Raw genomic sequence first — 13,203 nt, 5'->3', positions numbered from 1 at the left:
CTAGAAGTAACAGTCATGAGTACAGCAGTCCGTATATATGATGAAAGTGATATTGCCACTTTTGTCAGTGCAAGAGCCGGTGAAACCAGAATTTGGCAAAGCATAAGCTTTTTACAATGTGATCATGACTACGCGGCTTCGCTTAGAGACGCGGCCCAATTTGGGATCCGTTATGTGTTGTTGGGGATCCCTGAAGATATAGGTCCGCGCGCCAATTGCGGGCAAGGCGGCGCCGAGCTCGGTTGGCGAGCCTTCTTAAAACGCTTTTTAAATCAGCCCGATAACCAGTTTTTGTCGGGCGATAAGATTTTGTTGCTAGGCGAGGTGGATACCCACGCTATTCAAACACGTGCACTATCGCTCGATAATACTAATAGCGAACAGCTAGCACAGTTACGCACTCTCTGTGCTGACCTCGACAACCAAGTTATTGCAACCCTAGCACCTATCTTTGCAGCAGGCTTAGAGCCGATCATCATCGGTGGTGGCCACAATAATGCTTTTGGTATTTTGCAGGCACATTTTGAAGCCAGCAAGCGTGCTGCAGGTGCTATCAACTTTGACCCTCACGCTGACTTTAGAGCTTGTGAAGGTAGACATAGCGGTAATGGCTTCAGTTACGCGCATCAAGCTGGTAGCTTGTCACATTATCATGTCATTGGCTTGCACGAGCACAAAAACAACCAAACAATCCTTACTCAATTGCAAAACGCTGGATTCGGATTTTCAAGTTATCAAGCAATAAAAACCAGACAAACTCAGAGCTTATCCGCATCACTCGATAAAGCGTTGGCGACGATGCCAAGTGACATTCCATTAGGCGTAGAGTTAGACGTTGATGCCATCGTCGGTATGCCTGCAAGTGCCCTGACCTATCAAGGCTTCACAACTAGCGATGCCGAATATTTTGTTTACCGTATGGCTCAGACTCGAAATGCTAAATATTTGCACTTATGTGAAGCAGCCCCAGCTAGACACCCACTTGGTGAGCAGGCAGGTATCGAACATTGTGGCCAAATACTAACAAACCTTACAAACGCTTATTTAAGTACCCGTCAACAGAAACGCTAAACACTGTCACAGCCAAAACCAATGTAAAGGTAAGCCGCTCCTAATTATTGAGGCAGCCTTTGTTTGAGCCAACTGATCAAAATATTGCTGTTCTGTGGTCGAGAAAAGTAAAACCCTTGCGCTGCCACCGTGCCAATGCTTTTTACAAACTCGAGTTGCCCGAGAGATTCAATACCCTCGCCAATCACGCGACAGTGCTTTTCTTGATGCATCTCTACAATGCCTTTTACCAAGGATTTGGTATGCCCCATATGCTCAGGTTCTTGCGTCATATTGCGCGACAGTTTCACGTACTCAAAACGCAGTGCCGGTAATTTAGCAAGCACCAGCGGTGCATCACCAAAGCTATCGACACACATTTTTACACCCAAGTTCTTCAAACGACTGATCATCGCAATTTCTTGCTCATCTAGTTCGGCAAGCATACTAGCTGGACACTCGATAATGATAGCACCGGGGCTTAACTGATGGTTGAGCATGGTGTAATCAATAAACTCGATAAAGCTTTCGCTCAACAGCTCAGCACCAAAGACATTTATACTGATGGGAACGCTGATCCCTTCCATTTTCAGTGCCAATGCGATTTCGCAAGCGCGCTCTAGTACATATTCAGCAACGGGAATAGCAAGTCCAACTAAACGAATATCATCAATGAACTCATTGGCACTTAAAATCCCTTGCTTTGGATGCTGCCAGCGCAACAGTAATTCCACAAACTCAATACTGTTATCTTCATGACGAACGACTGGATGAAAATAGAGCTCAAATTCAGATCGAAAGTTGATTTTAGCTAACTCCGACAACCTAACCTGTTGCTCCAGTCGATGAATTTGCATACGTTGTTGATACGGTACGACTTGTTGATGGCTATGCTGATGCGCTTCTGATTGTGTATCTAGCGCTAAAAACACGCAAGAAATCAGGTTCTCAAGTTGCCCCATTTCTTCATCGCAATTTACGTAACTCGCACGCATCATGATCTCTAACGTACAGCTACCAACATTGAATGGCTTTAAAGTGCTGTTTGATATTTCCTCTATCAGCTGCTCATGAAAGTGCTTACCATGCTTTAACGAACATATAAACGCAAAGTTAAGACCACCTAGATGCGCCATTTTCGCAGTTTCATTGCCATGAGTGATGGCCATAACATCACCGGATTGCAAACATTGCGCAATACGATTAGCCGATTGAGCTAACAGCAAGTCACCAAACTCACGCCCCAAATGAAAATTTACCTGCTCGAAACCCATGAGACGGACTAGCACGAGCATACAAGGGCTCCCTTCCGTTTGGCGATATTCATTAAAAGCACGTTTAAAACTTTGCCGACCAGGTAACCCCAAACTTTCATGCTCGGTGTGGTCATCATTGTGTTCTTTCAATTCAAATTCATTTGCGCTGCTATACGCTTGATAGGCAAGGAAAAGAATATACATAAACACAATGACAATTGCGCCATGCTGGGCAGGAAATGTCCATAGATATTCAGACACAGTCCACATTACCAAAGTGACTATCGCCGCAGCACTTATCAACAATAAGCCACTTTTGTGCTCCTGTAAGCCATGGAATAAATATAAGAGTATCGTCAGAGTAAGTAAATGTAATGTAGTGATATTGCCCGTAAAGGCGAGCAGTATTGCAAGTGTTGCACTGCTAAGGTGAGCCAGCTTGAGCATACCTGAGGGGCACTGCAGCATTAATGCTAACGCCCCCATTACAATGGCTCCAGCCATGCCAGCCATCATTGGCGTAATTAGTATCGCTATTCCTTCAGACAGCAATAATTCCGTGGCTCCGCCACTAGCTGTTGAAATTGAAAGCATAATTTGTTGCTTATAAAAGGATCATTACTGATTAAGTTTACCTAAGATCCACAAATTTGACAGGTCCGCTACACCAAATTGATAACTTAACTGTGCAGGATGGGTAATGCCCCATAACGCTAAGTCCGCCCGCGTTCCAACTTTCAATACTCCACGATCGCTCAACCCCAAGGCTTTCGCAGCATTAACCGTAACACCGCAAAGCGCTTCTTCCGGTGTCATTCTAAATAATGTGCATGCCATATTTAGCATTAATCGCAGTGAGCACAAAGGCGCAGTACCCGGATTGAAGTCGCTCGCGAGTGCCATTGCTACTTTGTGCTTTCTGAGCAAGTCAATTGGTGGTAATTGCGTTTCTCGTAAGAAATAAAAAGCACCAGGTAAAAGCACCGCAGTAACGTCCCCTTTCGCCATTGCTTCCACACCTGCTTCATCAAGATATTCAATATGATCCGCTGAAAGCCCTTTAAACTTTGCCACCAGCTCGCTGCCATGCTGATTAGATAGCTGCTCAGCATGACATTTAACCTGTAATCCCAACTGTTGTGCTCGAGTAAATACTTGCTCAGTTTGCTGATAGGTAAATCCCACGTTCTCACAAAATACATCAACAGCCGTTGCTAATTGGCGCGAAGCAACTTGTGGCAGCATCTCATCACAGACTAAATCAATGTAGGCTTGGCTATTATCTTTGTATTCTGGGGGTAATGCATGTGCGCCCAAGAACGTGCTATGCACATCAATCGGGTGATGCTCATTAAGTAGTTGATTAATTTCTAGCAGTTTTAGCTCATTTTCAACGTCGAGGCCGTAACCCGATTTACTTTCAACCGTTGTAACCCCTTCTTTGAGTAGACTATTCAAGCGGTTCTTACCGTTAACATACAGCGTTTCTCTGTCTGCCAATCGTGTCGCCTTAACAGTACTTGCGATACCACCACCTTGCGCGGCAATCTCTTGATATGACGCCCCCAGTAATCGTTGCTCAAATTCGTTGGCCCGAGAGCCTGCAAATAAAATATGCGTGTGGCAGTCGATTAACCCTGGGGTCAACCATTGGCCATTGGCTTTATGAATAGGTGTTGCAATGGCGTCAACCTCAGGTAATTCACTACGAGGGCCTAACCAATTAATTTTGCCATCTTTAATGGCGATCGCTGCGTTTTCTATCGCACCATAAGGGGTATCCAAATTGGGATCCATAGTTGCAATATTAACATCGATAATAAGCAAATCGGCTTCTAACATCATACTTGTCCTAATCTAAATCAAATCCATATGCCAACACATTGAAAGAAACTCGCTCACTGCGAGATTTATTCATTGAGTCTATCAGGGATACTTGTATATACAAGAGAAGTGTGCCATCTTTATTTACATAAATATGAACTCGAGACAACAATTGTGCCTGAGCTTCCTAAATTTGCGCTGATAAAACAATATATTATCGATAATATTCGCGCCGCGCGCTGGCTCGAAAACGAGCGCGTACCGTCGGAAAATGAGTTAGCTGACCAATTTAATGTTAGCCGAATGACCGCAAGACGAGCACTAAGCGAGCTAACTGAAGCCGGAATTTTAACTCGTAGCCAAGGCCTAGGTACTTTTGTTGCCAGTTTTAAATCTCAGTCTTCGTTACTTGAGATCCGCAATATTGCCGACGAGGTCAACGCACGCAATGGCAAATACTCATGTACCGTACTAACGCTTGAACTTATTGCAGCAGTAGCGCCTATCGCCATTGCACTCGGTGTAGAAGCGGACGCGCCAGTCTACAGAAGCGTGATTGTACATAATGAAAATGAACAACCACTGCAAGTCGAAGAGCGCTTTGTCAATCCACAGTTGGCACCGGAGTATTTAGACCAAAACTTTGAACTGACTACCCCTCATGAATATTTATCTCAAGTCGCGCCGCTCACAGAGGCTAGACACACCGTTGAAGCTGTTATGCCATCACGAGAGGTTTGCCAGTGGCTTGGGCTTTATAATGAAGAACCATGCTTACAAATGATCCGCCGAACTTGGTCTGCAAAAGGCATTGTTAGCTTCGCGAGGTTAATTTCGCCAGGCAGTAAATATCGCTTAGGTGGTCATCTCACCTTTAAGCAAAGGTCATAACACATAAAGTGTCGCCAAACATCGCGGCAGGTAAATCAAAACGACCTGGCGGCCTAGGCTGCCATGCAATACAAATAAACTAACAACCTAGCGAAACTAAGCAATAGCTGCAACTAGACGTTTCACTTAGGTTGTATATACAACAGGAGAGAGCAGAATGAGTGACAACCCAAGATTAGACCCTAGCCGCGAGATCCGTGCGCCACGAGGTACAGACATTACCGCAAAGAACTGGCTTACTGAAGCCGCAAAGCGCATGTTGATGAATAACCTTGACCCTGAAGTTGCTGAGCACCCAAATGCACTAGTAGTTTATGGCGGTATTGGCCGTGCCGCTCGCGACTGGGCATGCTTCGATAAAATTGTCGAAACGTTAGACCGCTTAGAAGAAGATGAAACCTTACTGGTGCAATCAGGTAAACCTGTTGGCGTATTCAAAACTCATAGCAACGCTCCTCGCGTATTAATTGCTAACTCAAATTTAGTACCACATTGGGCTAACTGGGATCACTTCAACGAACTCGATAAAAAAGGCCTGATGATGTACGGCCAGATGACCGCTGGCTCTTGGATCTATATTGGCTCACAAGGCATAGTACAAGGCACATACGAGACCTTTGTAGCAATGGCAAAGCAACACTTTAATGGTGAGGCAAAAGGCAAGTGGATCTTAACCGGTGGCCTTGGCGGCATGGGTGGCGCGCAACCACTCGCAGCAACTATGGCAGGCTTTAGCGCCCTCGTTGTTGAATGTGATGAGTCACGAATCGATTTTCGCCTTAACACACGCTATGTTGACCAAAAGGCAACCACACTTGATGACGCGTTAGCTATCATTGATGAAGCTAAAGCTGCTGGGCAACCGGTATCAGTTGGCCTGTTGGGCAATGCTGCGGATGTGTATGCTGAATTGGTTGAGCGCAATATCACGCCTGACGTAGTGACAGATCAAACTTCTGCGCACGATCCATTAAACGGCTACTTGCCGCAAACATGGACAATGGCTCAGGCAGCCGCGCTTCGCGAAAGTGATCCACAAGCCGTTGTAAAAGCCGCAAAACAATCTATGGCGGTGCAAGTACAAGCCATGCTAACGCTGCAATCGCGCGGGGCCGCAACAACTGACTACGGGAATAACATTCGCCAAATGGCCTTAGAAGAAGGGGTTGATAACGCCTTTGATTTCCCAGGCTTTGTTCCAGCCTATATTCGTCCACTGTTTTGCCAAGGTATAGGTCCATTCCGTTGGGTTGCGCTGTCTGGCGATCCTGAAGATATTTATAAAACAGACGCGAAAGTTAAAGAGCTTATCCCAGACGACCCACACCTTCACAATTGGTTAGACATGGCGCGTGAGCGCATTCAATTCCAAGGCCTGCCTGCTCGTATTTGCTGGGTTGGACTGAAGGACAGAGCGCGTTTAGCACGAGCATTCAACGAAATGGTCAAAAATGGAGAACTCAAAGCGCCGATTGTGATTGGTCGTGATCACTTAGATTCCGGCTCTGTAGCCAGTCCAAACCGTGAAACGGAATCGATGATGGATGGTTCAGATGCAGTATCAGACTGGCCGTTACTCAATGCCTTGTTAAACACGGCTGGCGGTGCAACTTGGGTCTCGCTGCATCACGGCGGTGGCGTTGGTATGGGCTTCAGCCAACATTCGGGAGTCGTTATTGTGGCAGATGGCACAGACGAAGCTGATGCTCGCTTATCTCGCGTATTATGGAATGACCCAGGTACCGGTGTAATGCGTCATGCCGATGCCGGCTATGACATAGCCAAAGACTGTGCAAAAGAACAAAAACTAGATTTACCTATGCTGGAAGGAAAGTAAGTATGTACTCACTAAATTTAATCCCAGGCCAATTGACTTTAAACACGTTACGAAAAATCAATCAACAGCCTGTTCATCTCAGCTTAGACGAATCAGCGAAAGCCGCTATTGCTAACAGTGCAGACACAGTTCAGCAAGTGATCAAAGAAGGGCGCACCGTTTACGGCATTAATACGGGTTTTGGCTTGCTGGCCAACACCAAAATTGCAAAAGACGAATTAGAGTTGCTACAACGCTCTATTGTACTGTCGCACGCAGCCGGTATTGGCGAGTTAATGGACGATAGTACCGTTCGACTCATGATGGTGCTAAAAATCAATTCACTCTCTCGTGGCTTCTCTGGGATCCGCTTGGATGTAATTGAATTCTTAGCAGCCTTGGTTAATGCCGAAGTCTATCCTTGCGTGCCCAAAAAGGGCTCAGTTGGGGCATCAGGCGATCTCGCCCCACTATCGCATATGTGTTTACCAATCCTTGGCGAAGGCCAGGTTCGCTATCGTGGTGAGCTTATCGATGCCATCGATGGGTTAAAAATAGCAGGACTTGAACCACTTACTTTAGCTGCAAAAGAAGGCCTCGCACTACTTAACGGTACACAAGCATCTACAGCCTTTGCACTGCAGGGCCTATTCAGAGCTGAAGATCTTTATGCGCAAAGCTGTGTCGTTGGTTCAATGAGCATTGAAGCGGCTATGGGCAGTCGCTCACCATTTGATGCGCGTATTCACGAAGTCCGTGGTCAGCAAGGCCAAATTGACACCGCAATGGCGTTTAGAGATATCTTACAAACTCGCTCAGAAATAAGTGATGCGCATGTTGATTGTGAAAAGGTACAAGATCCTTATTGCTTGCGTTGTCAACCACAGGTGCTTGGAGCCTGTTTAACTCAGATCCGTCAAGCCGCTGAGGTGATCCTCGTAGAATCCAACGGGGTAACAGATAACCCGCTGGTATTTGCTGATGCTGGGGATATTATTTCTGGCGGCAACTTCCACGCTGAGCCTATCGCGATGGCGGCTGATAACCTAGCGCTTGCCATTGCTGAAATTGGTGCATTGGCTGAACGTCGTATCGCGCTGCTTATTGATTCGAGCTTATCAAAATTGCCTCCCTTCTTGGTTAACAATGGCGGTGTAAACTCGGGCTTTATGATTGCGCAAGTCACCGCTGCAGCACTGGCCTCTGAAAACAAAACACTCGCACATCCTGGTAGTGTTGACAGCCTCCCAACCTCCGCAAACCAAGAGGACCATGTTTCCATGGCAACCTTTGCGGCAAGACGCTTACAGGAAATGGCTGACAACACCCAAGGTGTACTCGCAGTTGAATATCTTGCTGCAGCGCAGGGGTTAGATTTTAGAGCGCCACTTAAGCCATCTGACAAAGTGGCTGCAGCTCAGCAAATATTACGAGCAGTCGTGAGCTTTTATGACAAAGATAGGTATTTTGCACCTGATATTGAAAGCGCCAATGCGTTATTGGGTCAAGCTGCACTGGCGCACCTACTACCAGCACAACTCTTACCTTCAGCCTAACTCAGATTCATTAACAATCGGATGATGGTAGGCAAAGCCGAGTTCGGTAATACGCTCGGCTTTAATTATACGCGCTTCTTCTTTTGACGAAGCAAAACTTGGCATCTCACTCCCTAACTTTTCACAGTGATATTGATAAAACGCCTGTCTCGTGGGGTGTGCTGGATAGCAAACATTATAAATGTCTGCTGCATCCTGCCACTGTGCGATCACGGTATTTATTGCAGTAACAACATCGCCCCGATGAACCATATTCACTCTACCATTCGCTGAGCTAGACAAAGCCTTACCTGCTACAAATCGCCCAGGTTCCCTATCGGGACCTTGAAGACCTGCTAGGCGCACAACTTTGCCGCCTGCGTTAAGCACCATCTCTTCAGCAGTTCTTAGTATATCAACACGCCTGTTGGCTTTATCAGCTAACTTACCTTGCTCATCATACTCACCATTTTCGGTGCTATAAACGCCAGTGGTAGAACACAATAAGAAGCCTGCTGCTGACATCTTCTTTGCAAGTAACAACGCCTGTTCTAACGTTTTTAAATAGTTACTATCAACATGCCTAGCTCTTGGTGGGATCGCACACACCCAATACGCGTTGTGTAAAGAAATTGAGTGCGCTAAGGTGCCGCTTTCAGTTAAGACCAGCTGCCTTGACCAGCTATGCACCTCATTAACTTGAGTTCTGGTGCCTTCAATTTGCCACCCTTGCAACTCGGCTTCGCGACACAACGCTTCACCGAGCCAACCCGCGCCCAGTACGACCAGACTGCGATTTAATACTTTCATATGAATATTACCTTAACTATGAAGTTACCTTGTATTATCAATGTAAAAGAAGTTAACGCAAACGGTGGCGTTCTCCTGTTATCTATGGTTTGATTACCGTTTGCATAAGCTAAAAATAAGAAGTGTCATGCTTGAGAATTTATCCCTTAGAAAGAAAATATTGCTGCTAATTGGCGGCACCATTTCCGTATTATTAATTATTGCATCAAGCTTTTTCGTCAGCCATATTGCAACACTCTCTCGAGATGGAATTGAACGAGAAACGCAAAGCTATATTCAAGCCGAAAAATTGGCGATGGAAGCATTCTTTGGCCAATACGGCAAAGTAGTTGAAACCTTTGTTTCTACGCCTCACAACATTCATTGGTTTGAAAATTATAATACCCGTGGCGCCGATCTGACTAAAGATAAAGACTATCAAGAGGTCAATGAAGACTTAGTTAGAATCGCCAAAGGTGATGAAAATATTCTCTCAGCTTTTATTGCCTCAGCAAACACCGGTGAATATTTTAAAGAAAATGATCGTACATCAGCATATTCAGATGGTCGACCTTACTATGCTTATAAACGCCCATGGTGGCAGGATACGCTTGATGTAGGTAAATTGTATGTTGGTCCAATTGCAACCGATATCAATACCGGTGCGGTGTCTGCTGTGATCCGTCAACCTATCTACAATAACGGCGGCAAACTCGTCGCCATGGGTGGCGTCGACTTACAGATCAATAAATTGAACGATATGGTTGAACGTATCAAGTTTCAAGATAAAGGTTTTGGCTTTTTGCTTGATGGTGATTTAAATGTTGTGCATTTATCCAAGCGTACTGGTCATTCACTCTCTACCACAGATGAAGGCGAGAAAGGCAAAGAAGGTCTAGATGGCCTTGAATCCCAGTTTGCCAATACATCAGGCTTTGACGATCTAAACGCCGCTATCAAGCGTAACCCCGTTGGCAATAGTACGGTCACGTTCAAAGGGGAAGCGTATTATGTTGTTTATGACAATGTGAAATTAGACAACCCCCTATTGGATTGGCACGTTGGCCTACTCATTCCGGTGTCGCTGATCGAAGCGCCAGTAAATGACGCCGTCATGAGCACAATCACAGCCTTGATTATTATCTTAGCCATTATCGTGGCAATGATCTTGCTCGCCACGCAAATGATCACCAAACCGATTGTAGCGCTTACCGAAACCATGCGAGACATCGCATCGGGTGAAGGCGACCTAACTAGACGTATCGATATCACCAGTAAAGATGAAGTTGGTCAACTCGCGCTGCATATGAATACCTTCATCGATAAACTTAGAGCAATGATGCTCGATACCGCAGCACAAGCTGAGCAATTAAGTAATGCTTCCGCCCAGTTGCGTGAAGTCTCAAACAATACTAACAGTGAGATTCAGCGCGAAAAAGAACAGGTGGATAGCGTAAGCGCGGCAGTGACCGAGATGGCAGCTACTGTGACTGAAATCTCACGTAATGCACAACAGACCAACCAAGCCGCTGATGTCGTGCAACGTATTACCAATGAAGGTGCAGGACGTTCATCACAAGCCCAAGAAGTCATGACTGAACTTGCACTTCATATTGGTGAGGCCGCAAAAGTGGTTGCCGGGCTTGAACAAGAAACCAGCAACATAGGTGCTGTTATCGATGTGATTAACGGTATTGCTGAACAGACGAACTTACTGGCACTCAATGCCGCCATAGAAGCCGCCAGAGCGGGCGAGCAAGGTCGAGGCTTTGCGGTGGTTGCTGATGAAGTAAGATCGCTTGCAAGCCGCACGCAAGAGTCTACCGATGACATCCGCAATATGATCTCTCGTTTACAGCAAATTGCACAACAAGCTTCAGTGATGATGCAACAAGGTCAAGACCGCGCAGAGGGAACCGTAGAGGAAACTCAGGCCGTGCTTGATGCCTTGAAAGAAATCACGGAATCGGTCACGACAGTACAAGACCAGAGTCATCAAATTGCCACATCAACAGAGCAGCAAACCGTTGTTGCAGAAGATATTAACAATAGCCTTAACCAAATTAATGAGCTCGTTAATAGCACTGCCAACCATGCCAATGTACTGGCAGATGAAGCCCGCGACTTGAACGACTTAGCCAAGGCGCTTAACTCAACGGTCAACCAATTTAAGCTTTAATCAAACACTAAAACACGTCGCAATCGCGGCGTGTTTTGATCTGAGGCAAACCTAACCCAAGCGGTAAAAAGTACACTGACACTCTTAATAAAACTCGAGAGTGCGTATCGTGATTAATTTACCTATTTGGAATGATTCCCTTATCAACAAGTACAATATATCTGGTCCTAGATATACCTCATATCCAACGGCCTTGTCGCTTGAATCTGGCTACAGCCAAAAAGAGTTACAAGCGGCGATTACGGGCTCTAAATCTCGCTCACTCTCGCTGTATATTCATATCCCTTTCTGTCATCAACTATGCTACTACTGTGGCTGTAATAAAATCATTACTCGTCATCAATCCAAAGCTGACGTTTACCTAGACTACTTAGAACAAGAAATAGCAGCAAAAGCGCCGCTATTTTCTGAGTATCGTGTAGAACAACTTCATTTAGGCGGTGGGACACCAACTTTCTTAACTACCGAGCAAATGACACGTCTAATCGAAATGCTGAATAGTGCATTTAATTTCTCTCAAAGTGCACAGCGTGGTATTGAAATAGATCCAAGATCACTTGCACCAAATATGATGCGACATCTACACGATCTCGGATTTAATCGTGTATCTTTTGGCGTACAAGATTTTAATGATGAAGTACAAGCTGCGGTAAATCGCCCACAGCATCTAGATGAAGTTCTAGCTATCTTAACGGAAGCGAGAACGCTCGGTTTTAAATCTATCAATATGGATATGATCTATGGGCTACCATTTCAAACAGTAGAGAGCTACAAGCAAACGGTTGAGCAACTTATCGCGCTTTCTCCTGATAGAGTCTCTGTATTTAACTATGCCCATCTTCCAGATAGATTTGCAGCACAGCGTAAACTAAAAGAATCCGACATGCCGAGTGCGGGAGAAAAACTTGAAATCTTTAAGCAAACACTGGAACAGATGACCTCTGCTGGGTATCAATTCATCGGTATGGATCACTTCGCCAAAAAAGACGATGAACTGGCTATGGCGCAAAATGAAGGGCATCTACATCGTAATTTTCAAGGCTACACCACTCATGGCGAGTGTGACCTGTTAGGTCTTGGTGTGTCATCCATTTCTCAAATTGGTCACATGATTTTGCAAAATGAAAAAGAGTTAAAACCTTATTATCAGGCTTTAAGTGATAAAAGGTGTGCGATCACTAAAGGGATAACTTTAAGTGGTGATGATGAAATACGCGCGGCTGTGATCAAACAGCTTATTTGTCATTTTGAGTTAGATAAAAAGGTGTTCGAGCAACGTTATGATATAAATTTTGACGAATATTTCGTTCAAGCTCTTAACGCTCTCGAGCCGCTAGCAGCAGATGGACTGGTAGAGCTGAATGAACACACCATAAAAGTTACCAGTAGCGGTAATTTATTTATTCGTATCATTTGCATGTGCTTTGATGCCTACTTACAAAACCAAATCAAAAACACCCGCTTCTCTCGCGTTATTTAACCACCTTACTCTCTCTAAGTTACCACGATCTCCCACGTTACTGTGTTTATGGTGGGAGTGAAGTGCGTCTCGCGAGATTTTATGTTTCTCAAATAGCAAAAAACCATCACATTGCTGAAACTGGCTTTGAAATACATGGTTTTTTTACCGAAATTTTCATTGCAACCCATCGGCGGGTGAACCACCTCCTACGATACATGTTTATACAGTGGTAGGAGCGAGTTTACCTCGAGAGGTTTTAATTGGCTTGCGAGGTTTTCTATACCCCAAACAGCAAAAAACCCGTCGCATTGCTGCAACGGGTTTCTCTTATTTGGCCCTGGCGATGTTCTACTTTCACATGGGTAATCCACACTATCATCGACGCTGTTTTGTTTCACTTC

Annotated in this window: 10 protein-coding genes; 6 read left to right on the top strand and 4 right to left on the bottom strand. The window is 45.2% G+C overall.

Annotated elements, in window-relative coordinates:
- Positions 1-15 precede the first annotated feature (15 nt).
- Entirely contained in the window at positions 16-1,071 is a 1,056-nt protein-coding gene (locus tag NH462_RS11585; RefSeq protein ID WP_010368948.1) for a formimidoylglutamase, read from the top strand.
- Positions 1,072-1,115: 44 nt separating this feature from the next.
- Here the strand turns inward: NH462_RS11585 and NH462_RS11580 are convergent, their stop codons facing one another.
- A complete protein-coding gene (locus NH462_RS11580) occupies positions 1,116-2,900 on the bottom strand; it encodes a GGDEF domain-containing phosphodiesterase (protein ID WP_253105772.1) in 1,785 nt (594 codons plus the stop codon).
- A 24-nt stretch (positions 2,901-2,924) separates the two neighbouring features.
- Positions 2,925-4,148 (bottom strand): imidazolonepropionase, encoded by a 1,224-nt coding sequence (gene hutI / locus NH462_RS11575; protein ID WP_253105809.1) that lies wholly within the window; start codon positions 4,146-4,148, stop codon positions 2,925-2,927.
- Between the two features lie 111 nt (positions 4,149-4,259).
- Here hutI and hutC point away from each other — a divergent pair, with 111 nt between their 5' ends.
- From hutC to hutH, 3 genes are all read left to right on the top strand, one after another.
- A complete protein-coding gene (gene hutC / locus NH462_RS11570; protein ID WP_010368955.1) occupies positions 4,260-5,021 on the top strand; it encodes a histidine utilization repressor in 762 nt (253 codons plus the stop codon).
- A 157-nt stretch (positions 5,022-5,178) separates the two neighbouring features.
- Positions 5,179-6,858, top strand: coding sequence for a urocanate hydratase (hutU, locus tag NH462_RS11565; protein ID WP_253105771.1), 1,680 nt, complete (start codon positions 5,179-5,181; stop codon positions 6,856-6,858).
- A 2-nt stretch (positions 6,859-6,860) separates the two neighbouring features.
- On the top strand, positions 6,861-8,393 hold the full coding sequence (hutH, locus tag NH462_RS11560; RefSeq protein ID WP_253105770.1) for a histidine ammonia-lyase: 1,533 nt from the start codon (positions 6,861-6,863) through the stop codon (positions 8,391-8,393).
- On the opposite strand, the gene NH462_RS11555 is transcribed toward hutH, so the two are convergent.
- The gene (locus tag NH462_RS11555; protein WP_253105769.1) at positions 8,385-9,182 is read right to left on the bottom strand and encodes an NADP-binding protein; all 798 of its coding nucleotides are present in this window, start codon (positions 9,180-9,182) and stop codon (positions 8,385-8,387) included. The two genes, hutH and NH462_RS11555, sit on opposite strands and share 9 nt — an antisense overlap.
- A 127-nt stretch (positions 9,183-9,309) precedes the next feature.
- Between NH462_RS11555 and NH462_RS11550 the strand changes: the two genes are divergently transcribed.
- Positions 9,310-11,340, top strand: coding sequence for a methyl-accepting chemotaxis protein (locus tag NH462_RS11550; RefSeq protein WP_253105768.1), 2,031 nt, complete (start codon positions 9,310-9,312; stop codon positions 11,338-11,340).
- A gap of 109 nt (positions 11,341-11,449) precedes the next feature.
- Positions 11,450-12,820, top strand: a complete 1,371-nt coding sequence (gene hemN, locus NH462_RS11545) for an oxygen-independent coproporphyrinogen III oxidase (RefSeq protein ID WP_026000932.1) — start codon at positions 11,450-11,452, stop codon at positions 12,818-12,820.
- A 188-nt stretch (positions 12,821-13,008) separates the two neighbouring features.
- Here the strand turns inward: hemN and NH462_RS11540 are convergent.
- The coding region (locus tag NH462_RS11540) for a hypothetical protein (RefSeq protein WP_253105767.1) at positions 13,009-13,203 on the bottom strand (195 nt) is incomplete at its 5' end.

The organism is Pseudoalteromonas sp. OANN1, from assembly GCF_024124685.1.
Lineage (GTDB): Bacteria > Pseudomonadota > Gammaproteobacteria > Enterobacterales > Alteromonadaceae > Pseudoalteromonas > Pseudoalteromonas piscicida.
This window is presented reverse-complemented; position numbering and strand designations above follow the sequence as displayed.

Bases quoted from the DNA above. Each gene is read 5' to 3' on its own strand.
- NH462_RS11585 (WP_010368948.1), top strand. From the start codon at position 16: ATGAGTACAGCAGTCCGTATATATGATGAAAGTGATATTGCCACTTTT.
- NH462_RS11580 (WP_253105772.1), bottom strand. From the start codon at position 2,900: ATGCTTTCAATTTCAACAGCTAGTGGCGGAGCCACGGAATTATTGCTG.
- hutI (WP_253105809.1), bottom strand. From the start codon at position 4,148: ATGTTAGAAGCCGATTTGCTTATTATCGATGTTAATATTGCAACTATG.
- hutU (WP_253105771.1), top strand. From the start codon at position 5,179: ATGAGTGACAACCCAAGATTAGACCCTAGCCGCGAGATCCGTGCGCCA.
- hutH (WP_253105770.1), top strand. From the start codon at position 6,861: ATGTACTCACTAAATTTAATCCCAGGCCAATTGACTTTAAACACGTTA.
- NH462_RS11555 (WP_253105769.1), bottom strand. From the start codon at position 9,182: ATGAAAGTATTAAATCGCAGTCTGGTCGTACTGGGCGCGGGTTGGCTC.
- NH462_RS11550 (WP_253105768.1), top strand. From the start codon at position 9,310: ATGCTTGAGAATTTATCCCTTAGAAAGAAAATATTGCTGCTAATTGGC.